Origin of the sequence: Xanthomonas sp. WHRI 8393 (assembly GCF_040203315.1) — a bacterium.
Classification (GTDB): Bacteria; Pseudomonadota; Gammaproteobacteria; order Xanthomonadales; family Xanthomonadaceae; genus Xanthomonas; species Xanthomonas arboricola.
The window spans coordinates 824,490-847,431 of record NZ_JBEGGL010000003.1; the positions used below are offsets into that span (position 1 = coordinate 824,490).

At 67.5% G+C, this 22,942-nt stretch carries 16 protein-coding genes; 14 read left to right on the top strand and 2 right to left on the bottom strand.

Annotated features, from left to right (window positions below; genetic code table 11):
- Positions 1 to 25: 25 nt before the first annotated feature.
- Positions 26 to 742, bottom strand: coding sequence for an AraC family transcriptional regulator (locus ABQ137_RS14060; protein WP_024937898.1), 717 nt, complete (start codon positions 740 to 742; stop codon positions 26 to 28).
- A gap of 160 nt (positions 743 to 902) precedes the next feature.
- On the opposite strand from ABQ137_RS14060, the gene ABQ137_RS14065 reads away from it, so the two are divergent.
- From ABQ137_RS14065 to ABQ137_RS14125, 13 genes are all read left to right on the top strand, one after another.
- Entirely contained in the window at positions 903 to 1,841 is a 939-nt protein-coding gene (locus tag ABQ137_RS14065; protein ID WP_349782897.1) for a proline racemase family protein, read from the top strand.
- Complete coding sequence (locus tag ABQ137_RS14070; protein WP_349782899.1) at positions 1,841 to 3,031, top strand: NAD(P)/FAD-dependent oxidoreductase; 1,191 nt, start codon at positions 1,841 to 1,843, stop codon at positions 3,029 to 3,031. The genes ABQ137_RS14065 and ABQ137_RS14070 overlap by 1 nt, the downstream gene beginning before the upstream one ends.
- Positions 3,028 to 3,273, top strand: coding sequence for a 2Fe-2S iron-sulfur cluster-binding protein (locus ABQ137_RS14075; RefSeq protein WP_349782901.1), 246 nt, complete (start codon positions 3,028 to 3,030; stop codon positions 3,271 to 3,273). The genes ABQ137_RS14070 and ABQ137_RS14075 overlap by 4 nt, the downstream gene beginning before the upstream one ends.
- Positions 3,266 to 4,579 (top strand): FAD-dependent oxidoreductase, encoded by a 1,314-nt coding sequence (locus tag ABQ137_RS14080; RefSeq protein WP_349782903.1) that lies wholly within the window; start codon positions 3,266 to 3,268, stop codon positions 4,577 to 4,579. Before ABQ137_RS14075 ends, ABQ137_RS14080 begins: the two co-directional genes overlap by 8 nt.
- Positions 4,576 to 5,484, top strand: coding sequence for a dihydrodipicolinate synthase family protein (locus ABQ137_RS14085; protein ID WP_167709101.1), 909 nt, complete (start codon positions 4,576 to 4,578; stop codon positions 5,482 to 5,484). The genes ABQ137_RS14080 and ABQ137_RS14085 overlap by 4 nt, the downstream gene beginning before the upstream one ends.
- Before the next feature lie 186 nt (positions 5,485 to 5,670).
- Positions 5,671 to 7,287 carry an aldehyde dehydrogenase family protein gene (locus tag ABQ137_RS14090; protein WP_349782905.1) on the top strand — a complete coding sequence of 539 codons (1,617 nt, stop codon included), beginning with the start codon at positions 5,671 to 5,673 and terminating at the stop codon, positions 7,285 to 7,287.
- A complete protein-coding gene (locus ABQ137_RS14095) occupies positions 7,284 to 8,483 on the top strand; it encodes a M24 family metallopeptidase (RefSeq protein ID WP_126966016.1) in 1,200 nt (399 codons plus the stop codon). The genes ABQ137_RS14090 and ABQ137_RS14095 overlap by 4 nt, the downstream gene beginning before the upstream one ends.
- Positions 8,484 to 8,598: 115 nt before the next feature.
- Complete coding sequence (locus ABQ137_RS14100; protein WP_349782907.1) at positions 8,599 to 10,416, top strand: DUF885 domain-containing protein; 1,818 nt, start codon at positions 8,599 to 8,601, stop codon at positions 10,414 to 10,416.
- Positions 10,413 to 12,284, top strand: a complete 1,872-nt coding sequence (locus ABQ137_RS14105) for a DUF885 domain-containing protein (RefSeq protein WP_349782909.1) — start codon at positions 10,413 to 10,415, stop codon at positions 12,282 to 12,284. Before ABQ137_RS14100 ends, ABQ137_RS14105 begins: the two co-directional genes overlap by 4 nt.
- Before the next feature lie 66 nt (positions 12,285 to 12,350).
- The gene (locus tag ABQ137_RS14110; RefSeq protein WP_104554145.1) at positions 12,351 to 13,937 is read left to right on the top strand and encodes an APC family permease; all 1,587 of its coding nucleotides are present in this window, start codon (positions 12,351 to 12,353) and stop codon (positions 13,935 to 13,937) included.
- On the top strand, positions 13,927 to 16,275 hold the full coding sequence (locus ABQ137_RS14115; protein ID WP_349782911.1) for a S9 family peptidase: 2,349 nt from the start codon (positions 13,927 to 13,929) through the stop codon (positions 16,273 to 16,275). Before ABQ137_RS14110 ends, ABQ137_RS14115 begins: the two co-directional genes overlap by 11 nt.
- The gene (locus tag ABQ137_RS14120) at positions 16,272 to 17,912 is read left to right on the top strand and encodes a DUF5597 domain-containing protein (RefSeq protein WP_349782913.1); all 1,641 of its coding nucleotides are present in this window, start codon (positions 16,272 to 16,274) and stop codon (positions 17,910 to 17,912) included. Before ABQ137_RS14115 ends, ABQ137_RS14120 begins: the two co-directional genes overlap by 4 nt.
- A gap of 230 nt (positions 17,913 to 18,142) precedes the next feature.
- Positions 18,143 to 18,439 carry a flagellar basal body rod protein FlgC gene (locus tag ABQ137_RS14125; RefSeq protein ID WP_024940013.1) on the top strand — a complete coding sequence of 99 codons (297 nt, stop codon included), beginning with the start codon at positions 18,143 to 18,145 and terminating at the stop codon, positions 18,437 to 18,439.
- 658 nt (positions 18,440 to 19,097) lie between these two features.
- On the opposite strand, the gene ABQ137_RS14130 is transcribed toward ABQ137_RS14125, so the two are convergent.
- The gene (locus tag ABQ137_RS14130; protein WP_349782915.1) at positions 19,098 to 20,264 is read right to left on the bottom strand and encodes a DUF5694 domain-containing protein; all 1,167 of its coding nucleotides are present in this window, start codon (positions 20,262 to 20,264) and stop codon (positions 19,098 to 19,100) included.
- A 280-nt stretch (positions 20,265 to 20,544) separates the two neighbouring features.
- On the opposite strand from ABQ137_RS14130, the gene ABQ137_RS14135 reads away from it, so the two are divergent.
- Complete coding sequence (locus ABQ137_RS14135) at positions 20,545 to 22,899, top strand: glucosidase family protein (protein WP_184613648.1); 2,355 nt, start codon at positions 20,545 to 20,547, stop codon at positions 22,897 to 22,899.
- Positions 22,900 to 22,942 lie beyond the last annotated feature (43 nt).

The following is a 22,942-nucleotide window of genomic DNA, read 5'->3' on the forward strand; positions in this document are numbered from 1 at the left end:
GGTGTGTCAGCGTGTGTTTGCGTGCCTACAACTGACCCTTGAGCGCACGGTAATCGCGCGGGGTCATGCCGACGGTTGCCTTGAACTGACGCGCGAATGCGCTCTGGTCGGCAAAGCCGCAGCGTTGCCCGATGCTGGCGATGCTGTCGTCGCCGTACAGCAGCCGCATCGCCGATTCGATCCGCAGCTTGGTCAGCAGTTGCTGCGGGGTCACCTGGAACACGCGGCGGAAGTGCCGTTCCAGCTGCGCCACCGACAGGCCGGCCAGGTCGGCCAGGCTCTGCACGCGCAGGTTGTCGCCGAAGTTGGCCTGCATGTGATCCATCACCTGGCTCAGGCGCTCGTACGCCGAGTGCCGGCTGTCGGGCTGGCCCAGATCGCGCGAAATGCCGACCACGCCAATCACCTCATTGGCCTCGCACAGCGGGCGTTTGAAGGTCAGACACCAGCCGGGCAGGCGGTTGGGATACAGATGCACCTCCAACTGGTTGTCGATGAGCTCGCCACACAGCACGCGGCGGTCCTGCATCATGTAGCTGCCGCCCAGCGGCAGCGGGAACACTTCCAGTGGCGAGCGGCCGATGATTTCGCTGCGCAATTTGCGTCCGAGCCGGCGCACCAGCGTCAGGTTGCAATGGGTGTAGCGGCCCTCGCTGTCCTTGATGAAGAACACCACGTCCGGCAGCGCATCGAACAGCGTCTGCATTTCCAGCGCGGGAAGGTTGAGGTCCATCGGCGTCATGGTGGCGGTCACGATTGACGGCTGCACGAAAGGCGCGGCCCTGTATTGATCCTAGCGCAAACGCGGGGCTGTGAACCGGGTTGTCGATTGTGCGGATTTCCGCATTTGCAACTCGCATTGGACGCTAGTCGTCCGCCAGCCGGCAGTGGGAGCATGAGCCATGCACACCATCGACGTCATCGACTCCCATACGGCCGGCGAACCTACCCGCGTGGTCCTCTCCGGCTTCCCCGATCTGGGCGATGGCGATCTGGCGCAATGCCGCGAGCGGTTTGGCCGCGATTTCGACCAGTGGCGCAGCGCGATCGCCTGCGAACCGCGCGGCTCGGACACCATGGTCGGCGCCTTGCTGCTGCCGGCCCGCGACCCCAGCGCCTGCACCGGGGTGATCTTCTTCAACAACGTTGGCTACCTGGGCATGTGCGGGCACGGCACCATCGGCGTGGTGCGTACGCTGGCCGAGCTGGGGCGCATCTCGCCGGGCCAGCACCGCATCGAGACGCCGGTCGGCACGGTCGGCGTGGAACTGGCCGAAGACGGCACGGTGTCGGTCGACAATGTCGACAGCTATCGCGTCGCGACCGACGTGGACGTGGACGTGCCCGGTTACGGGCCGGTGCGTGGCGATGTGGCCTGGGGCGGCAACTGGTTCTTCATCACCGGGCAGGCGCCGTGTGCGCTGGACCTGGCACATCAGCGCGAGCTGACCGCCTATACCGAGGCGATCCGGCTGGCGCTGGAAGCGGCCGGCATCACCGGCGAGGCCGGTGGCGAGATCGACCATATCGAAATCAACGGCAGCGCACCGGACGGCAGTGGCGTGGCGCGCAACTTCGTGCTGTGCCCGGGGCTGGCCTACGACCGTTCGCCGTGCGGCACCGGCACCAGCGCCAAGCTGGCCTGCCTGGCCGCCGACGGCAAGCTGGCCGAAGGCGAGCGCTGGGTACAGCAGGGCATTCTGGGCAGCGCCTTCGAAGGCAGCTATCGCCTCAGCGGGCGCGGCATTGCGCCACGCATCAGCGGGCACGCCTACATCACCGCGCGCGCGCAGTTGCTGATCGACCCGGCCGACCCGTTCGCCTGGGGCATCGTGGCCTGATGGACGAAGTGCGGCCCCCATCGGAGGGAGTTGGCAGCGCGCCGGCCGCCGATGCGGCGCCGTCGGCAGCGTCCACGCGACGCAGCTACGACCTGATCGTGGTGGGCGCGGGCATCGTCGGCGCGGCCTGCGCCGAGGCGGCCGCGTGCGAAGGGCTGCGCGTGGCGATCGTCGAGCCGGGGCCGATCGGCGGCGGTTCCACCGCGGCGGCGATGGGGCACCTGGTGGCGATGGACGACGACCCGGCCGAGCTGGCGTTGTCGGCGTATTCGCTGCGGCTGTGGGAGCGCTTCGCACAACTGAGCGAGGCCGAATTCAGCCGCTGCGGCACGCTGTGGGTGGCCCGCGATGCGCGCGAACTGGCGGCGGTGCCGGCCAAGATCGCGCGGCTGGCGGCGGCCGGCCTGCATGCCGACGCCATTGATGCCGGCCAGTTGTATGCACTGGAGCCGCAACTGGTGGCGGGCCTGGCCGGCGGCATGCTGGTGCCGGGTGAGGCCGTGGTGTATCCGCCGCGGGTGGCGCGGCATCTGGTGAGCCTGGCCTGCAAGGCGGGCGCGCAGCTGTTTGCCGGCCGCAAGGTGGAGCAGTTGCAGGCGCATGGTGTGCGTCTGGACGATGGCCAGCTGTTGGCCGGCCCGGTGCTGGTGGCCAGCGGGGTGGCCTTGCCGCAGTTGTTGCCGGAGCTGACGCTGCGCCCGCGCAAGGGCCATCTGGTCATCACCGACCGGCATCCTGGTTTGATCCGGCATCAGCTACTGGAACTGGGCTATGCCGATTCGGCGCATGGCGCCGACGCCACCAGCGTGGCCTTCAATGTGCAGCCGCGGCCGACCGGGCAGATCCTGATCGGCTCCTCGCGCCAGTTCGGTGAGCACGACCGCGCGCTGTCGCTGCCGGTGTTGCAGCAGATGCTGCAGCGCGCATTCGCCTATCTGCCGGTGCTGCGCGAGTTGCAGGCGATCCGGGTGTGGACCGGACTGCGCCCGGCCACGCCGGACGGGCGCCCGTATCTCGGGGCGGTGCCCGGCCGGCGCGATGTGTGGGTAGCCGCCGGTCATGAGGGGCTGGGCGTCACCACGGCGCTGGGGAGCGCCCGGGTGATCGTGGACAGCCTGCTTGGGCGCACCCCGGCCATCGACCCCAGCCCGTACGCTCCGGCGCGCGCCGTGCATGGTGCAGCCGCATGAGCGCGACGGTGCGCCTGCACGTGGATGCGCAAGCGGTCGAGGTGCCGGCCGGCGCCAGCGTGGCCGCTGCGGTGGCGCAGGCGACGCTGCAGTTCCGGCAGTCGTGCAGCGGCCAGCCGCGCGCGCCGTTGTGCGGCATGGGCGTGTGTTTCGAATGCCGGGTGCGCATCGATGGCATCGGCCAGCAACGCGCCTGCCTGGTGGATGCGTGCGATGGCATGCAGGTACGCACCGATGGCTGAGCGCGTGCAGCATTTCGATGTGCTGGTGATCGGCGCCGGCCCGGCCGGCCTGGCGGCGGCGCAGGCAGCGGCCAGTCATGGCGTGCGGGTGGGCGTGGTCGACCTGCAGCCGCGTGCCGGCGGGCAGGTGTGGCGCAACGATGTGCGGCACGGCGCGCCGGCCGATGCGCGCGCGCTGTTGCGGCAGGTGCAGGGCGCGGCGTCGATCACGCTGCTGACGCAAACGCAGATCCTGCTGGCGCAGCCGGGCTGGCTGCTGGCCGATGGCCCGCACGGTCCCCTGCAACTGCATTACGCCGCCCTGGTGCTGGCCACCGGCGCGCGCGAATTGCTGCTGCCGTTTCCGGGCTGGACCTTGCCCGGCGTCACCGGCGCCGGCGCGGCGCAGGCGCTGGCCAAACAGGGCTGGCCGCTGGCCGGCAAGCGTGTGGTGGTCGCCGGCAGCGGCCCGCTGCTGCTGGCCAGTGCGGCGACCTTGCAACGGCATGGCGCGCAGGTGCTTGGCATCCACGAACAGACCTCTGCAGCTGCGTTGCGGCAGTTCGCATTGCAGCTGTGGCGTTGGCCGGGCAAGGCCGCGCAGGCGGTGGCGCTGCGTCTGCAATTGCGCGCGGTGGCGTATCGCGCCGGCAGTTTTGTCGTTGCCGCACATGGCGATACGCAACTGCGTGAAATCGAGATCGAAGGGCCCACCGGTCGCACCCGTGTTGCCTGCGATCAACTGGCGGTGGGCTATGGCCTGGTGCCGAACACCGAACTTGCACAGCTGCTCGGTTGCCGGCTGGACGCGTACGGCGCGCATCAACAGGTGCATGTGGATGCGCTGCTGCGCACCAGCGTGCGGCAGGTCTTTGCAGCGGGCGAGGCCTGCGGCATCGGCGGACGCGATTGCGCGCTGATCGAAGGTGCGATGGCCGGGCATATGGCTGCCGACGCGCCGGACGCTGCGCTGCGCCTGCAGCCGCAGCGACGTGCCGCGCGTGCGTTCGCCGGGGTGCTGCAACAGCAGTTCGCGCTTGATCCACGCATCCGCGCGCTGGCGCAGCCGGACACGCTGGTGTGCCGCTGCGAAGACGTGCCGCTGGGCGCGCTGGACAACTTCAACGATGCACGCGATGCCAAGCTCACTTCGCGCTGCGGCATGGGCGCCTGCCAGGGCCGCATCTGCGGCACCGCGCTCGCCGAGCTTGGGCGTTGCCCGCCCGCGCTTTCCACCGACGCCGGCCGCCGGCCGCCGTTGTTCCCGGTCCGCCTCGCGGCGCTGGCCGACCCGTTCACTTCCGACTCGCAAGGGAATCATCCATGAGTATTGCTGCGTTCTGGCACGGCGTGCTGCCGGCCATCACCACCCCGTTCACCGCCTCCGGCGAGATCGATCACGACTTCCTCGCCAAGCACGCCAATCAACTGGTGGATGCCGGCTGCACCGCGATCGTGCCGCTGGGCTCGCTGGGCGAAGCGGCCACCTTGAGCGTGGACGACAAGATCGCCGTGCTCAAGACGCTGGTTAGCGCATTGAATGGCCGCGTGCCGGTGGTGCCGGGCATCGCCAGCCTGGCGACCGGTGAGGCGGTGGCGCTGGCCAAGGCGGCCAAGGACCTCGGTTGCGGCGGGCTGATGGTGTTGCCGCCCTACGTCTACTCCACCGACTGGCGCGAGATGGGAGCGCATGTGCGCGCGGTGATCGCCGCCACCGACCTTCCGGTGATCCTGTACAACAACCCAGTGGCCTACAAGACCGATTTCGGCCCGGCGCAGATCGCCGAGCTGGCCGCCGAATTCCCCAACCTGCAGGCAGTGAAGGAATCCTCGGGCGACGTGCGCCGCTTCGCCGCGCTGCAAGAGCTGCTGGGGGATCGTCTGGCGCTGCTGGTGGGCATGGACGATGCCATCGTCGAAGGCCTGAGCATGGGCGCCAAGGGCTGGATCGCCGGTCTGGTCAACGCCTACCCGAAGGAATCGGTGCGCCTGTTCGAACTCGCGCGCGACGGTGGATACCCGGCGGCCAAGGAACTCTACGACTGGTTCCTGCCGCTGCTGCGCCTGGATACCGTGCCCAAGTTCGTGCAGTTGATCAAACTGGTGCAGGAAAAGGTCGGCCTGGGCAGCGAGCGCGTGCGCGCGCCGCGCCTGGTGGTCGACGGTGCCGAGCGCGAGGCCGCGCTCAAGGTCATCGACCATGCCATCGCCACTGCGCCCACACTGTCCTGACGATGAGCTCGCGCTGCACGCCACCGGACGAGCGCCGCGCACGGATGCACGCGCGGACGCGGTGGCCGGCGTAGCGCGAGGTGGGTCGATGAGGATGTCGCATCAGCGCGGCATCCTCGTCGTTTTTTGGTCGGCCGCTGCCGCACAGTGCGCAGGGTCTGTCCTCATGCAACCGAAGGTGCCGCAATGAACGAGACGCTCCAATCCCCTCCCGCACAGCAGGCCGAGGTGTTGCTGGCCGGCCGGTGGCAACCCAGCCGCGCGGCGAGCGCCAGCTTCCGTGCCGCCGACCCGAGCACGGGCGAGGCGATCGGGCCGCAGTTTCCGGTCAGCGGTGCGGAGGATGTCGAAACCGCGGTTGCGGCAGCGCAAGCGGTTGCAGCGGAACTTGCCGCGGCACCGGTCGAACGGATTGCCGCATTCCTGGACGCCTACGCCGACGCGCTGGATGCCGATGCCGACACCCTGGTGGCGCTTGCCCACGCAGAGACCGCATTGCCGGCGCCCACACGCTTGCGCGGCAACGAGCTGCCGCGCACCAGCGGGCAGTTGCGTCAGGCGGCCCAGGCGGTGCGCAGCTATAGCTGGACCCAACCCATCATCGACACCGCTGCCGATCTGCGTTCGCATCTGGCGCCGCTCGGCAAGCCGGTGGTGGTGTTTGGCCCGAACAATTTCCCGTTCGCCTTCAATGCGATTGCCGGCAGCGATTTCGCCTCGGCCATTGCCGCGCGCAACCCGGTGATCGCCAAGGCGCATCCGCTGCATCCGGCCACCAGCCAGCGCATGGCGCAGCTTGCGCACACAGCCTTGCTTGCGGCGGGCCTGCCGGCTGCGGCGGTGCAGTTGCTGTATCACGTCGACAACGCCACCGGCCTGCGGCTGGCCGGCGATGCGCGGCTGGGGGCGATCGGCTTCACCGGCAGCCGTGCGGGCGGGCTGGCGCTGAAGGCCGCCGCCGATGCGGCCGGCGTGCCGTTCTATGCCGAGCTGTCCAGCGTCAACCCGGTGTTCCTGCTGCCGGGCGCACTGGCCGAACGCGGCGCGGCGCTGGCGCAGGAATTCTTCTCCTCGTGCACGCTGGGCAGCGGCCAGTTCTGCACCAATCCCGGGGTGGTGGTGGTGCCACAGGGCGAGGCCGGCGATGCGTTCGTGGCCGCGACCACGGCGCACTTCGAAGCCGCCATGCCGATGGTGCTGTTTTCCAGCGCAGGCGTGGAAGGCGTGCAACACGGTGTGGCAGCCCTGCGCGCTGCCGGCGCCGCGCTGCTTGCCGGCGGGCATACCGGCGAAGACGGCTATCGCCATGCGCCGACCTTGTTGAGCGTGGATGCGCAGGCCTTCCTCACCAGCCCGCATGCGTTGCAGACCGAGGCCTTCGGCCCGGTGAGCCTGCTGGTGCGTGCACGCGACGTGGCGCAGATGGCGCAAATCGCCGCTGCATTCGAAGGCAACCTCACCGGCACCTTGTACCGCGCGGACGATGGCAGCGACGATGCGGCCTGGCAGGCCATCGCCCCGGTGCTGCGGGCGCGGGTGGGGCGCTTGATCAACAGCAAGATGCCGACCGGCGTGGCGGTGAGCGCGGCGCAGAATCATGGCGGGCCGTTCCCCAGCACCGGGCACCCAGGCTTCACCGCGGTGGGCATGCCCGGTTCGATCCGCCGCTTCGCCGCCTTGCACAGCTACGACGCGGTGCCGGACGCCTTGCTGCCGGCCGACTTGCGCCAGCGCAATCCGGGTGGCGTGGCGCGCCTGGTCGATGGGCAATGGAGCACCGCCGACCTTGGGGCCGGCGCATGAGCAGCCAGATCGGCGGGCTGTCGCTGGAACAGGCGCGCGCGCAATTGACGCCGTGGACGCAGCGCGCCGCGCCGATCGCCGCGCAGGAATACACACAGCGTATCGAACGCGCACGCCGCCTGATGCGCGCGCACGGCGTGGATGCGCTGTTGATCGGCGCTGGCACGTCGCTGCGTTATTTCACCGGCGTGCCCTGGGGCGCGAGCGAGCGGCTGGTCGCGCTGCTGCTCACGCTGGACGGCGACCCGGTGCTGATCTGCCCCGCGTTCGAAGAAGGCTCGCTGGATGCGGTGCTGAAGATCGCGGTCGCCAAACATCTGTGGGAAGAACACGAGGACCCGTACGCACTGGTGGTGCAGGTGATGGACGACCGCCACGCGCATGCACTGGCGCTGGATCCGGGCATCGCCTTTGCCGTACACACCGGCCTGCGCGCACACCTGGGCACGGCGATCCGCGATGCCGCGGCCATCATCGACGGCTGCCGCATGTGCAAGTCACCGGCCGAGCTGGCGCTGATGCAGCAGGCCTGCGACATGACCTTGCTGGTGCAGCGGCTGGCCGCCGGCATCGCGCAGGAAGGCATCGGCACCGACCAGTTGGTGCGCTTCATCGACGAGGCGCACCGCGCGCTGGGCGCGGACAACGGCTCGACCTTCTGCATCGTGCAGTTCGGCCATGCCACCGCATTCCCGCACGGCATTCCCGGCGTGCAGCACCTGCGTGCAGGCGAGCTGGTGCTGATCGACACCGGCTGCACCGTGCAGGGCTACCACTCCGATATCACCCGTACCTGGATCTACGGCACGCCCGACGACGCGCAACGGCGCATCTGGGATCTGGAACAGGCGGCGCAGGCAGCCGCGTTTGCGGCGATCCGCCCCGGGCTCGCCTGCGAAGCGGTGGACCAGGCCGCGCGCAGCGTGCTGGAGGCCGCTGGGCTGGGCCCGGACTACCGCTTGCCAGGATTGCCGCACCGCACCGGCCATGGCTGCGGCCTGGCGATCCACGAAGCGCCGTATCTGGTGCGCGGCAATGCGCAGCCGCTGCAGCCGGGCATGTGCGCCAGCAACGAGCCGATGATCGTGGTGCCCGGTGCATTCGGGGTGCGCCTGGAAGACCACTTTTACGTCACCGATACCGGCGCGCAGTGGTTTACCCCGCCGTCGCCGGCGATCGATCAACCGTTTGCATGAGCCGTTACAGGCTCACGCACGCGTAGGAGCGCACCCGGGCGCGACGGGCAGTCCCGATAAGGCCGTCGCGCTCAGGCGCGCTCCTACAGCCGCCATTGCATCTTGGAGTAACTGCATGAACCACCTGCGTCCCGTCGCCATCGGCCTGCTGGCCGCCGCCTTGTTCACAGCCTGCAAGCCGGCGCCGCCGGCAGCGGAAACGGCGGCTGCAGCCACCGCTGCGCCAACCGGCGAGCAAGCCGCCAAGGCCTTCGATGCGCTGCTGGACAAGCAATGGCAGTACCAGTTGCAGCACAACCCGGAGTTCGCCAGCATCATCGGCGACAAGCGTTACAACGATCGTTGGAGCGACTATTCGCTTCAGGCCGTGCAGGCCGAACGCACCGCCACTGCCGAGCTGCTCACGCAATTCGAAGCGATCGACAGCAAGACGCTGGACGAACAGCGCCAGCTCAGCCTGCAGATGATGCTCGGCCAGTTGCGCGACAAGCTGGAAGGCATCGACCTGAAGACCTATGCGATGCCGCTGGAGCCGATCGGCGGCATCCAGCTGGGGCTGGCCGGTTACGGCGATGCGTTTCCGTTCGAGAACGCCAAGGATTATCAGGACTACATCAAGCGCCTGCAGACGATTCCGACGGTGATCGACCAGGTGATCGCGGTGTCGCGGCAGGGCGCCAAGGAGGGGCTGGTGCAGCCGCGTTATCTGCTGGAGCGCCTGCCCGAGCAGATCGACAAGATCGCCGCGCTGACCGGCGAGCAGAGCCCGTTCGCCTCGCCGCTGAAAAAACTCGACGCCGCGGTGCCGTCCGAGCAGCGCGCTGCGCTGCGCACGCAGTTGCTTGCGGCGATCGAGCAGCAGGTGCGCCCGGCCTACACCAAGCTGGCCGCGTTCGTGCGCGACGAGTACGCCGCGCAAGGGCGTGCGCAGGAAGGGGTATGGTCGCTGCCCGATGGCGAACGCCGCTATCGCTACGCCATCCATACCCAGACCACCACCGACATGGCGCCGGAGGAGATCCATCAGATCGGCCTGAAGGAAGTGGCGCGCATCGAAGGCGAGATGACGGTGATCGCCAAGGCGCAGGGCTTTGCCGACCTGGCCAGCTTCCGCAAGGCGGTGGATACCGACAAGCGCCACTTCGCCAGCTCCGGCGAGCAGATCCTGCAGCAGTACCGCGATCACATCGCCGCGATGGAACCCGAGTTGCCCAAGCTGTTCGGTCACCTGCCGAAAACGCCGCTGGAAGTGCAGGCGATGCCGGCATTCCGGCGCAGCGCGCCCGGCGCCGAATACTGGCAGAGCAATCCGGAAGGCACCAAGCCGGCCATCGTCAAGGTCAACACCAGTGACTTCGCCAGCCGCACGCTGGTCAATATCGAAACCACCGCCTATCACGAGGGCGTGCCGGGCCATCACCTGCAGATCTCGCTTGCGCAGACGTTGCCATTGCCGCCGTTCCGCCAGCAGGCCGGCTACAACGCCTATATCGAAGGCTGGGCGCTGTACGCCGAGCGCCTGGGCAAGGAGATCGGTTTCTTCAAGGACCCGTACAACGACTACGGCCGGCTGTCCGGCGAGCTGTTGCGCGCCAATCGCCTGGTGCTCGACACCGGCGTGCATTACAAGCGCTGGAACCGCCAGCAGATGGTGGATTTCTTCCACGCGCATCCGTCCGATGACGAGCCCAGCATCCAGTCCGAAACCGATCGCTACATCGTCTGGCCGGGCCAGGCGTTGGGCTACAAACTGGGGCAGCTGCAGATTCTTGCGCTGCGCGCGGAGGCGGAAAAAGAACTCGGCGATCGCTTCGATGTGCGCGCCTTCCACGATGCGGTGCTCGGCGGCGGCGCAATGCCGCTGGCGATGCTGCAGCAGCGCGTGCGCCAGTGGATCGCGCAGGCCAAGGCGGCGCCGGAGGCACGCGGATGAGCACCCACAGCGTCTGGCGCGCGAGCGCATTGAGCGTGCTGATTGCTGCCAGCCTGGGCGGTACCGTGTCGCAAGCACAGGCCGCAGCACCTGCACCCGCAGCAAGCACGCAGGACAGTGCAGCGGCACGCTTCAAGGCGCTGTACACGCGCGAATGGCGCTGGCGGCAGGCGCAGCTGTCCGGCGCGGTGGATGAAGACAACCAGGCCACCCAGGACAGGCAGTCCGACCATCTGCCCAAGGTCGATGTGGCCACGCAAAACCTGCGCACCGCGTACTGGCAACAGACGTTGAAGGAGCTGGATGCGATTCCGGCAGCGCAGTTGCCGGCCGAAGATCAGGTGAGCTATCAGGTGTACCGGCAGCAGCTGCTGGTGCTGATGGATCAGCAGCATTTTCGCGCCTGGGAAATGCCGTTTAACAGCGACTCGGCGTTCTGGAGCGACCTGGGCTTCAGCGCCGAAGCCAAGCTGCGTACGCGCGAGGACTACCAGCGCTATCTGAAGATGCTCGCCGATATCCCGCGCTATTTCGCCGAGCACACCGACAATATGCGTGCCGGCCTGGCGCGCGGTTTCAGCCAGCCCCGGGTGACCCTGACCGGGCGCGACCAGTCCATCGCCGACGTGGTGCAGGCCAAGGGCGAGGCCAATCCGTTCTACGCACCGTTCAAGCAGATGCCGGCCACGCTGCCTGCCGATGTGCAGGCGCAATTGCGCCAGCAGGCAGTGCAGACCATCGATACGCAGGTGCTGCCGGCCTACGCGAAGCTGCTGGACTTCATCCGCAACGAGTACCAGCCGCGCGCGCGCACCACGCTGGCCGGCGAAGCCTTGCCGGACGGGCAGGCGTATTACCGCGCGCAGATCCGCGAATTCACCACGCTGGAGTTGAGCCCGGAGCAGATCCACCAGATCGGTCTGCAGGAAGTGGCCAAGCTGCGCACGCAGATGGATCAGACCATCGCCGCCAGCGGCTTCAAGGCACCGGCCGGGCAGGCGGTGTTTCCTGCCTTCCTGCAGTTCCTGCGTAGCGACCCGCAGTTCTATGCCAAGACGCCGGAACAGTTGCTCAAGCAGGCCGCCTGGATCGCCAAGCGCGTGGACGCCAAGGTGGGCGATTACATCGGCCGGCTGCCGCGCCGACGCTTCGCGATCGAGCCGGTGCCGCCGGAGCTGGCGCCGTTCTACACCGGCGGGCGCGGTGGCCCGGGCATCTATCTGGTCAACACCTACAACCTGCCGTCGCGGCCGCTGTACAACCTGACCGCACTGACGCTGCACGAGTCCTCGCCCGGCCACGCGCTGCAGATGCCGCTGGCGGCAGAGGCGCAGGGGCTGCCGGAGTTTCGCCGCTACGCCTACATCTCTGCCTATGGCGAAGGCTGGGCCCTGTATTCGGAGTACCTGGGCCAGGAAATGGGCATGTACGACACGCCCTATGACCGCTTCGGCTATCTCACCTACCAGATGTGGCGCGCCTGCCGCCTGGTGATCGATACCGGCATCCACCACAAGGGCTGGACGCGCGCGCAGGCGCAGGCCTACCTGCGCGACAACACCGCCTTGAGCGAGCACGAAGTCACCACCGAGGTGGACCGCTACATCGCCTGGCCGGGGCAGGCGTTGTCGTATTACCTGGGCGAGCTGAAGATCCTGGAGCTGCGGCGCAAGGCCGAAGCCGCCCTGGGCGAAAAATTCGACCTGCGCCATTTCCACGATGCGGTGCTGCAGACCGGCTCGGTGCCATTGCCGGTGCTGGAGGCGCGCATCGACCGCTTCATCGCCGACGGTGGTGTCTCGCCGTATGCCGCCGAAGATGCTGCCGGGTCGGCGGCAGCAGCGGCCAAGGCCTCTGCCAGCGACTGATCCAGGACATCACCAGCCGACGTTCTTCGCAACACCAACCGCGCTATCCACGCTTCGGGGCGACCAATGACCACACACGGTGCGACCACGCAGGGCAAGTTCCACAAGCGACTCAGCCTGACCGACCTGACCTTTATCGGGCTGGGTTCGATCTTCGGCTCGGGCTGGTTGTTCTCGGCCAGCCATGTCTCTTCCATTGCCGGACCGGCCGGCATCCTGTCGTGGATCCTTGGCGGCATCGCGGTGTTGCTGCTCGGCTTGGTGTATTGCGAACTCGGTGCCGCGCTGCCGCGCGCCGGTGGCGTGGTGCGCTACCCGGAGTATTCGCATGGCGCCTTGCTCGGCTCGTTGACCGGCTTCATCACCCTGATCGCGTTTTCCAGCCTGATCGCGATCGAGGTGGAGGCAGCGCGGCAGTACGCGGCGGCGTGGTTTCCGCTGCTCAACCAACCCGGCGGCAGCCATCCCAGCGTGTGGGGCTGGTTGGTGCAACTGGCCTTGCTGGTGCTGTTCTTCCTGCTCAACTATTTCAGCGTCAAGACCTTCGCGCTCGCCAACAACATCGTCAGCATCTTCAAGTTCCTGGTGCCGATCCTGGTGATCGTGCTGCTGATGAAGCACTTCAATCCGGGCAACCTGAGCGTGCACGGGTTTGCGCCCTCGGGCATGGCCGGGGTGGAAGCGGCGATTTCTGCCGGCGGCATCATCTTTGCCTACCTGGGCCTGACCCCGATCGTGTCGGTGGCCAGCGAGGTGCGCGACCCGCAGCGCAATATTCCGATCGCCCTGATCCTGTCGGTGGCCTTGTCCACGGTGATCTACGTGCTGCTGCAGCTGGCGTTTCTGGGCAGCATTCCGGCCGCGCAACTGGCGCCGGGCTGGAGTGGCATCGACAAGGTGTTTGCGCTGCCGTACCACGACATCGCGCTGGCGTTGGGGATGGCGTGGCTGGCTGCGCTGGTGATCTGCGATGCGATGGTCTCGCCCAGCGGCACCGGCAACATCTACATGAATGCCACCCCGCGCGTGGTGTACGGCTGGGCGCGCAGCGGCGGGTTCTTGCCGGTACTGACGCGGGTGGATCCGCAATCGGGCATTCCGCGTCCGGCATTGTGGTTGAGCCTGGGCTTGTCGATCTTCTGGACGCTGCCGTTCCCCTCGTGGGAGACCCTGATCGGCGTGGTGTCGGCCGCCCTGGTGCTGAGTTACGCAGTGGCACCGGTCACCGTAGCCGCATTACGCCGCAGTGCGCCGGACTTGCCGCGGCCGTTCCGCGTCCGTGGCCTTGCCGTGCTGGGGCCGCTGTCGTTCATTGTCGCCGCCTTGATCGTCTACTGGTCGACCTGGCCCACCTTGTCGTGGTTGCTCGGCCTGCAGGTGGTCGCGTTCGTGCTGTATGTGCTGTATCGCCTGCCATCGCGCCAGGGCAGGGCACGCCTGCTGCGCCAGGTGCGCGCATCGCTGTGGTTGATAGTGTTCTTCGTGCTGGTGATGGCGGTGTCCTGGGCCGGCACGTTCGGCGGTCACGGCTGGATCGCGCATCCGTTCGACACCTTGAGCGTGGCGGTGATTGCATTCTTCATCTATCACTGGGGCGCGCGCAGCGGCTTGCGCGGCGATGAGCTGGCGCTGGAGGAGGACGATGGCGAGTGAGCTGCGCCACGGCGCGGGTGCATCGCGCTGGTTGCGTGGCTGCTTGAACGGGGTGGCTGCGTGCATCGTGTTGCTGTCGACGGCGGCACAGGCCGCGCCCAGTGTGGCCGACTACCAACGCGCGCTGGGCTTGCGCGCGCACTGGAGCACGCTGACCGACAACGTGGCCTGGCCGGTGCAATGGCAGGACAACGGCACGTTCTATTACCGCAAGACGGTGCCGGGCGGATTCGCCTTCGTCCGTATGGATGTCGCCACGCTGCAGAAAACGCCGGCGTTCGATCAGCTGCGCGTGGCGCAGGCATTGAGTGCAGCGACCGGCACACCCTACACCGCGTTGCAGTTGCCGTTCGAGCGCTTTGCCTATGCGCCGGACGGCGAGCGCAGCGACGGGGCGATTCGCTTCGCGCTTGGCGAAGCGCCCTGGCGTTGCAGCCTGACGGACGACCGCTGCGTCCGCGATGACACCGCTGCAAAGCAGCGTCCACGCGGCTTCGGTGTGGTGCGCGACCCTGCGGTGCCAGCCGACACCACGCCGCGCCGTTCGCCCGATGGCCGCTGGGAAGCGCTCGCCGATGGCTGGAACCTGCTGCTGCGCCGCGTTGCCGATGGCCAGCTGACCCGGCTCAGCGACGATGGCCGCGCAGATGATTACTTCGACCCGGAGAGCATCGCCTGGTCGCCAGATTCGCAGCGGCTGGCGGTGTATCGCGTGCGTCCCGGGTTGCCCCGCCGCGTCACCCGCGTGGAAGCAGCGCCTGCAGGCGGCGGCCAGCCGCGCGTGCATACCCAGTTATATCCCAAGCCCGGCGATGCGGTGGATGTGGAGCGGCCGGTGCTGTTCGCCGTGGATGGCAGGCGCCGCGAGGTGGACACCGCCTTGTTCGCCAATCCGTATGCGCTGTCGCCGCTGCAGTGGCGCAGCGATGGCCGCAGCGTGAGCTTCGACTACGTGCAGCGCGGCTTTCAGCGCATGCGGGTGATCGCGGTGGATGCGCAGAGCGGTCGCGCGCACGTGGCGGTTGGCGAGGATGCGCGCACCTTCGTCTATGCCGACCGCAGCTTTCGCCATGACGTGGATGGGCGCGGCGACGCGTTGCTGTGGATCTCCGAACGCGACGGCTGGCGGCACCTGTACCTGGTCGATGGCCGCAGCGGCAGGTTCAAGCGGCAGCTCACGCGCGGGCCGTGGATCGTGCGCGATGTGCTGCGCGTGGACGACGCGCAGCGGCGCATCTGGTTCACCGCCAGCGGCATGGATGCGGGCAAGGACCCGTACTACCGGCAGCTGTACAGCGTGGATTTCGACGGCCGCCGGTTGACCCGGCTGACCCACAGTGATGCCGATCACGATGTGGCGATCGCAGACGACGGCCGGCATTACGTCGATGTCTACTCGCGCCCGGATCTGCCGCCGGTGATGGAGCTGCACAGTATCGATGGCCGGCTGCTGCAGCAGGTGGAGCAGGGCAAGATCGACAGGTTGCTGGCCGCCGGCTGGCGCGCGCCGGAGACCTTCGTGGCCAAGGGCCGCGATGGCCGCACCGACATCTGGGGCATGGTGGTGCGCCCACGCGATTACGACCCGCACAAGAAGTATCCGGTGATCGAGAACATCTACGCCGGCCCGCACGATTCCTTTGTGCCCAAGACGTTCTGGCCGTTTGGCTATCACTCCGGTGGCGACAAGCAGATCGGCATGCAGGCGCAGGCGGATCTGGGCTTTATCGTGGTGATGATCGACGGCATGGGTACCGCCAACCGCTCCAAGGCCTTCCATGATGTGGCGTGGAAGAACCTGGGCGATTCCGGCTTTGCCGATCGCATTGCCTGGCACCGTGCGTTGGCGGCCAGGGACCCTTCCTACGACATCGGCCGGGTCGGCATCTATGGCGCCTCGGCCGGCGGGCAGAGCACGCTGGGCGCGCTCGAACGCCATCCGGACTTCTACAAGGTGGGCGTGGCGTTCGCCGGTTGCTACGACAACCGCATGGACAAGATCAGCTGGAACGAGCAGTGGATGGGCTGGCCGGTGGATGCCGGTTATGCGCAGGCCTCGGGCGTGGTCAATGCGGCCAAGTTGCAGGGCGACCTGCTGCTGATCGTCGGCGAGCAGGACAGCAATGTGGACCCGGCCTCCACCGCGCAGGTGGTCGATGCGCTGATCAAGGCCGGCAAGGACTTCGAGCTGCTCAACGTGCCTGGTGGCGAGCATTCGGTAGGCCGCTCTAGCGGGCCGATCGACTATGTGCAGCGTCGCCAGTACGACTTCTTCGTGCGCCATCTGCGCGACGAACCCACGCCGCATTGGAATTCACTACCGTCGGAGGCGCGATGATGCGTTTGCTTGCCCTGAAGATGCCGCGGCCGCGCGGCCGCATCGCAGCCCTGCTGTGGTCGCTGGCGATGTTGGCCGGTTGCGTGCCATTGCTGGCCAGCGCGGAAGAGCTGCCGCGCTACGTTACCCAGAACGGCCGCCATGCCCTGTTCGTCGATGGCGCGCCGTACACCGTGCTGGCCGCGCAGCTGCACAATTCCAGCGCCTGGCCGGCGGTGCTGCCCAAGGCGCTGGACGAGGTGGTGGCGCTGCATGCCAACACGGTGGAAGCGCCGGTGTACTGGGAGCAGTTCGAGCCGGCGCCCGGGCGCTTCGATACCACCAACGTGGATGCCTTGATTGCCGGCGCGCGCAAGCGTGGCCTGCGCGTGGCCCTGCTGTGGTTCGGCAGCTGGAAGAACGGCCAGATGCATTACGTGCCGGAGTGGATCAAGCGCGACGACGCCACCTACCCGCGCATGCGCGATGCCAATGGTGAGCCGGTGGATGTGCTGTCGCCGCATGTGGCCGCCAACGTGCAGGCAGATGTGCGTGCGTTCACCGCATTGATGCAGCACCTGCGCAAGGTCGACGGCGACCGCCACACGGTGATCCTGGTACAGGTGGAAAACGAGCCCGGCGCAATCGGCACGGTGCGCGACCATGGCCCGGCCGGTGAGGCGGCGTTCGCGCAACCGGTGCCCGCCGCGATCGCGCAAAAACTGGGCAAGCCGCAAGGCAGCTGGCAGCAGCTGTTCGGTGCCGAAGCGGCCGAAGCCTTCAATGCGCATGCGACGGCGGCGTACATCGAACAGGTGGCCGCGGCCGGCAAGCGCGCCTATCCGCTGCCGCTCTACGTCAACACCTGGCTGCGCTACAAGGGCAAGCGTTACCCGGGCATGGATTATCCGTCCGGCGGTGCGACGGTGAATGTGTTCGCGCTGTGGCGCACGGCCACGCCGTCGATCGACTTCATCGGCACCGATATCTACACCAGCGACTACAACGAGTACACCAAGGTCATCGGCCAGTACGCGCGACCGGACAACCCGGCCTGGGTTTCGGAGACCGGCTTCGAGGCGGCCACCGCGCCCTATCTGTTCCATGTGCTGGGGCAGGGCGGGATCGGCTTTTCGGTGTTCGGCATGGATGGCAACCAGGACAGCCAGACCAACCGTGACGCGATCGCTGCACACGCCGCCAACTTCAAGCTGCTGGCCCCGCTGCAGCGCGTGATCGCCCAGGCCGCCTTCGATGGCCGGCTGCAGGCGGTGGCCGAACAGCCCGGCGCGCCGCAACGCACGCTGCGCTTCGGCGATTGGCAGGCCAAGGTGTCGTTCGGTGCGCCGATGTGGGGCGATGCGCCGGCGATCCTGCCCGGCAACGACGACCACGCCGGCCGGCTGCTGGTGGCGCAGCTGGGGCCGGAGGAGTTCCTGGTCACCGGAATGGCCGCGCGGATTGAATTTTTCCGCGAGGCGGCCGATACCCGTCATGGACAACTGTTGCGGGTGGAGCAGGGGCGGTACGTGGACGGGCGCTGGCAGGTCGAAAGACAGCTCAACGGCGACCAGACCGACTACGGGCTCAACTTCGGTCGTGTGGATGCGGCGGGAGAGGTTCCAGTGGTCTTGCGTGTGCGGGTAGGCACCTATTGAGCCTGCGTGAGGCGGCTGGGCAGCCGTGAGGTGGGCGTGATCGGAATCGGTGGGTGGGACACGTCATTGCGGTTCCTGTCAGCTGATTCCACCTCGTGAGACACGCTCGCCACGCGCCTCGGTGGGCGTAAGAACAACAGCAGTGCGGCGCGACTGCCGGCAATAATTGTGTTGATTGGTTGGTAAACAAACGTCATTGGTTATTTCTCAGTTTCTGCACCGGAGCCATCATGAGCATCAGTAGCATCGCCAGTTCCGGAATGCAGGTCGCCGCACTGCGCCAGCAGGTGGCCGCCAGCAATGTGGCGCGTCAGCCGGTGGACGGCAGTCCGCGTCAGGCCGTTGCAGCCAGCACGCAGCTCAATGGTGGAGTGGCAGCCAGCGTGGTCGACGCCAACGCCGATCCATCGGCACCGGCCACCGATCTGGTCGAAGGCCTCTCGGCACGCAACGACTTCCAGGCCAACGCCACTGCGCTGCGGCGCTCCGACGAAATGCTGGGTAGCTTGCTGGATGTGCTGAGCTGAGAGCCTGGATTGACGAAGGCCGGTTGTCGGTCTGGTGCATTAGGTGCGCGGCCTTCGCCTTGATGCCGCATCTGGCTGCACCTGAAACCGGATTTACGTTCTGCATTTTGTGGAGTCAGCGAATTGATGGCTTCTGCTTATGCCGGTATCGATAGACGACTCGATAGTGCGCTTGTCTTGGCTGCGGGTTTTTAGGGCAGTGCGGATAGAGCGCAAGCGTGGAGCAGCTGGTCTGATAGCTGGCCGCAGGGCCGTTGCCCGCCCACCATCGCAGGACACGCCGCAAGTACGTCCGTGTAGGCTCTTACGCGGCATCCATGCCGCGTAAGGTCCCGCGACGGTGGGCGGCCAACGGCCAGTCGAGAGTGTCGGTTTGCAGTGTGCAAGCAGTGCATGACGCGCTTCTGATTCGCTAACGTTCATGTGGTTGCGGCCCAAATCAGCAAGCCGATGGAATCCGCGAGATGGACCGCTTTTCACAACGCTAGCGTAGCTCCCGGGTGCGATGTCCTTACCGATTGCGGGACCGTGCGGCGGCATCAATGCCGCCACTGAGCCCCCACGGGCGGGTTCACGGGCGTGTCCGGCGAGCGGCGAGGGCACCGCGCCTTCGACTGACTCGCGTTTGGCCTGGAGCGTCATGCTGACGGCGTTGTACTCACGGCCCGTCACTGCCCAGCACCTGCGCCGCATCCACGATATCCACGCCCTGCAGCTGTCCCAACCAGTTGTCGAACCAGGGCTTGTGCATGGCACCGACCACTGCCAGAACCTTCGCACCGGGTTGGTCGGCAAAGCTGGCACGCACGTTGGACACCATGCGCAGGTTGCGGATCTCCCATCCGGATACGTAGCGATAGCCGTAGCGCTGCGGCGAACCCTCGCTCAGTGCGGCGCGAAAATCCACCGCGATGGCCAACTGCTGGCTGGCCGGCAGGTTGATCGCGCGATAGAGCTCCAGCAGCTTGCCTTGACTTGCAAGTTGGTCCTCGCGCTCACGCATGGCGCGCGCCCGCGGCGCGGCCTTGTCCCAGGCGGCCTGGATTGCCTTGCCGTACGCCGCCGGGTCGGCCACGTCCACGTTGTCGCCGGTGTGATCGTCGGCCGGATGGACGCGCTGCAGGCCAAGGCGTGCCGCCAACCGTGCGGCGATCTGGTAACTCTCGTTGGGGCGCTGTTCCATGCTGCGCAGTCGCGCCACCAGCGCCGCATCCAGGCCATCGCCGCTGCGCTGTTCGGCTGGCGCAAGCTGCATCCATTGCACCAGCGCAGATGGTGGCTCGCCCGAGGCCAGAAACAGCGCAGCCAGGTGCCGACGCTGTGCCGGTGTGGGCGCACTGGGCAAGCTGCGGAGCGCTGCACGGACCTGGCCGAGAGCGGTGGGAACGTCCAGCCCGGTGGCACGCGCCGCCTCGCTGGTGTCGGGGCAATAGGTCGTGGTGTCCTCGGGCAGATACACCGCCGGATGGCGCCGCATCAGGTCGCAGGTTTCGCCCGCCAGGTCCTCTGTGGTGATGATGGTGGGCGCATACGCGGCCAGCCGGTCCATCAATGGTTGCAGCCGTGCTGCACCGATATCGCTGCCCTTGGGCAACTGCGACAGATGCACGCTGCCGAGCACCAGCACCTGGGTGCGTGGCGCGGCCATCTCGGCATCCAGTTGCGACAGATCCACCTGCGCCTGCGCGATGCAGGGCGCGATCAAGGCCAGCCACAGCCAGCGATGCGCCGGACGTTGCAACCGCCTGGCAGACGCGCTGCCGACATCGAAAAATCGCGCTGCGGCGCGGGCACTGTGCGCGACGCGCGGTAGGGATGGCTGCATGACGGTCCTTGTGGGTGGGCTTGGGTTGCGTGGCGGTCTGGCGACAGTGCTGCCTGCGTCTGTGCAGCCAGTGTGGCTGTCACCGCAGATGCCGGCGTGGCCAGAAAGTCACGTGGCTAAATGGCAGGGGGGCGGTGACTGGGCGCTGCGCCGTTGCTGCGATGGCAGCGCAGCAACAGCTGCTTGTGTGCGGATTTCCGCATACGTGCCAGACAGCTGCCACAAGACGCAAGCCGCGCCGTCGCGCAGGATGTGGATGAGATCAACCGAGGGCGCGACGATGGACCGCAGAAGCTTTTTGCGTCAGGGCATGGCGGCAACCGCGGCGGTGGGCGCGGGTGCCGCGCTCGCGCTGCCGGGCATGCCGCACAGCCCGGCGACGTTGCCGCCACCGGCGCTGCCGCGTCTTGAGGCGCTGCCGTCGGCCGCGCATGTGGGCAGCAAGCTGTGCAGTTTTGAACACCTGCAGCAGTGGACCGTCTACGAGCATCTCGACAACCCGCAGGGCCAGCTGACGCTATGGACCGACAGCGGCATGCTGCGCCTGGACAAACGTACCGAGCCGGCCTATCCGGCCGAGGGCAAGCCGTACTTCGGGATGTCGCTGGCCGAGGTGGCGATGGCCGAGGCAGATCTGCTCGCCGACCGCCTGCTGCGCGATGGCGACCCGGACGAGGCGCAGGTGCGCGATGTCGCGCCGCCGCCGGCCTCGCTGCTCGACCCCAAGGACAATGGCGGCCGCTGGCCGTGGACCACCTTCGTCGGCACGCGCGAAAGCCTGGATACCATGCCGATCCTGCCCAACGGCCGCAGCCGCACCTCGCGGCCGGAACACGCCTTCGCCGAGCTGGGCGAAGAGGCGTTGATCAAACGGCGCGAGGAAGGCCTGCTGGGTGGCTGGATGCCGGCGGTGCGCAAGGTGATGCGGCGCGAAGGCGAGGTCGATAGTTGGTACGACGTGCTGGTGTTCGCCGATGTGCGTGCCAGCGATCGCTTCGTGGTGCAGACCTGGCATCGCACGATGCAGGTGCGCGGCGGCGAGATCGTCGGCGTGCATTACACCCACAGCTATCCCGCGTTTGCGCCGTCGCGCAAGCCGGCCACGGCTGAGCAGTTCTACGCGGCGTTGATCGACTTCGCCGCGTATTGGCAGCAGGCCCTGGACGGCACGGTGCAGGCGCAGCTGCCCGATGCCAGCTGGAACGACATGGCGCAGTTCGCGTTCGCACGCGAGCTGGTGGTGCGCCCCGGTGGCGATTATCCGAAGTACGGCGCGGTGGAACGCGACTACTACGGCAACGAGTACGACGGTTTCCAGGACACCTTTACCAGCTCGTTCTACGCCAACCTGGAATGGGGCCGCTTCGCGCAGGCCGCTGCGGTACTGGACAACTACTTCGACGACTTCGTGCAGGACGATGGCCTGCCGAACATGCGCGGGCCGGAGGTCGGGCAGTTCGGGCTGACCCTGTCGCTGCTGGCGCGCTATCTACGCTACACCGGCGATGCGGCGCGGCTGCGCCGCCTGCTGCCCAAGATCGCCGCCACCGCGCAGCTGCTGTGCGAGCTGCACGACCAGGCGCTGGCATTACCGCGCAACGCGCATGGCCATGGCCTGCTGCACGGCTGGAACGAATCCGATGCCTGCCTGTTCCCCGACCCGTCGCTGTGGTGGAAACCGTATTACGCCAACAGCGCGCTGACGATACGCGGCTGGGAAGACATCGCCCAGGTCTGGAGCACGCTCGGTGGCGATGCCGGTCTGGCCACGCGATGGCAGCATCGCGCCAGGCAGTTGCGCATACGGCTGGAGGCCAGCCTGCGTGCCAACGTGCGCCGCGAGCTGTCGCCGCCGTATATCGGCCCGTTGCCGGGCACCAAACTCACGTTTCGCCAATCGCTGCTGCAGGAAAAGCCCAGCGAGCAGCAATGGCCGCACCGTGCGTATGCGGAATTGCTGCAGGCCGATGTGCTGCCCGACGACCTGGCCAACCTGGTGATCGATTGCCTGCGCGGCCATGGCGGCACCAGCATCGGCGTGGTGGCCAACATCGCGCCGCCGGAGCCGGGCAGTCGCGATTTGCTCGGCTTCATTTCTTACGGCTATGCGCAACAGCTGCTGCGGCTGGATCGTATCGAAGAGTATCTGTTGTTCGTCTACGCGCACCGCTACCAGGTGCATACCCGCGGCAGCTGGACCGCCGGCGAGGTCAGCGGCATCACCGGTGGCATGCCGCTGTTCTGCATCCCCGCGCAGATGACCATCCCGTTGCTGCTGCGCTGGATGCTGGTCAGCGACGACAGCGCAGGCGAGCAGTTGTTCCTTGCGCGTGCGCTGCCGCGCGCATGGCTGGGCAGTGGCGCCGCGATCGGCATCACCGCAGCGCCCACACGCTGGGGCAAACTCACGCTGACCTTGCGCGCCGACGTGGCGGCACGCCGCATCGATGCCGAGGTGCAACTGCCGGAACGGTCACCCAGGCACACCTGGCTGAGCTTGCGCGTGCCCAAGGGTAAGAAGCTCACCCGCGTGCTCGTCGACGGCAAGCCGGCGCGTCCACAGGGCCCGCATGCCGATCGCGTGGCATTGCCCGGCAGCACAGCGGCGGTGAAGGTGCAGGCCTGGTACGGGTGATGGCCCATTGGCGCGATGACCGTGCCAGCCATGACCACACCAT

Coding starts and splice junctions, on each gene's coding strand:
- ABQ137_RS14105 (WP_349782909.1), top strand. CDS start 10,413: ATGAGCACCCACAGCGTCTGGCGCGCGAGCGCATTGAGCGTGCTGATT.
- ABQ137_RS14110 (WP_104554145.1), top strand. CDS start 12,351: ATGACCACACACGGTGCGACCACGCAGGGCAAGTTCCACAAGCGACTC.
- ABQ137_RS14100 (WP_349782907.1), top strand. CDS start 8,599: ATGAACCACCTGCGTCCCGTCGCCATCGGCCTGCTGGCCGCCGCCTTG.
- ABQ137_RS14135 (WP_184613648.1), top strand. CDS start 20,545: ATGGACCGCAGAAGCTTTTTGCGTCAGGGCATGGCGGCAACCGCGGCG.
- ABQ137_RS14090 (WP_349782905.1), top strand. CDS start 5,671: ATGAACGAGACGCTCCAATCCCCTCCCGCACAGCAGGCCGAGGTGTTG.
- ABQ137_RS14075 (WP_349782901.1), top strand. CDS start 3,028: ATGAGCGCGACGGTGCGCCTGCACGTGGATGCGCAAGCGGTCGAGGTG.
- ABQ137_RS14085 (WP_167709101.1), top strand. CDS start 4,576: ATGAGTATTGCTGCGTTCTGGCACGGCGTGCTGCCGGCCATCACCACC.
- ABQ137_RS14130 (WP_349782915.1), bottom strand. CDS start 20,264: ATGCAGCCATCCCTACCGCGCGTCGCGCACAGTGCCCGCGCCGCAGCG.
- ABQ137_RS14065 (WP_349782897.1), top strand. CDS start 903: ATGCACACCATCGACGTCATCGACTCCCATACGGCCGGCGAACCTACC.
- ABQ137_RS14115 (WP_349782911.1), top strand. CDS start 13,927: ATGGCGAGTGAGCTGCGCCACGGCGCGGGTGCATCGCGCTGGTTGCGT.
- ABQ137_RS14125 (WP_024940013.1), top strand. CDS start 18,143: ATGAGCATCAGTAGCATCGCCAGTTCCGGAATGCAGGTCGCCGCACTG.
- ABQ137_RS14070 (WP_349782899.1), top strand. CDS start 1,841: ATGGACGAAGTGCGGCCCCCATCGGAGGGAGTTGGCAGCGCGCCGGCC.
- ABQ137_RS14060 (WP_024937898.1), bottom strand. CDS start 742: ATGACGCCGATGGACCTCAACCTTCCCGCGCTGGAAATGCAGACGCTG.
- ABQ137_RS14120 (WP_349782913.1), top strand. CDS start 16,272: ATGATGCGTTTGCTTGCCCTGAAGATGCCGCGGCCGCGCGGCCGCATC.
- ABQ137_RS14080 (WP_349782903.1), top strand. CDS start 3,266: ATGGCTGAGCGCGTGCAGCATTTCGATGTGCTGGTGATCGGCGCCGGC.
- ABQ137_RS14095 (WP_126966016.1), top strand. CDS start 7,284: ATGAGCAGCCAGATCGGCGGGCTGTCGCTGGAACAGGCGCGCGCGCAA.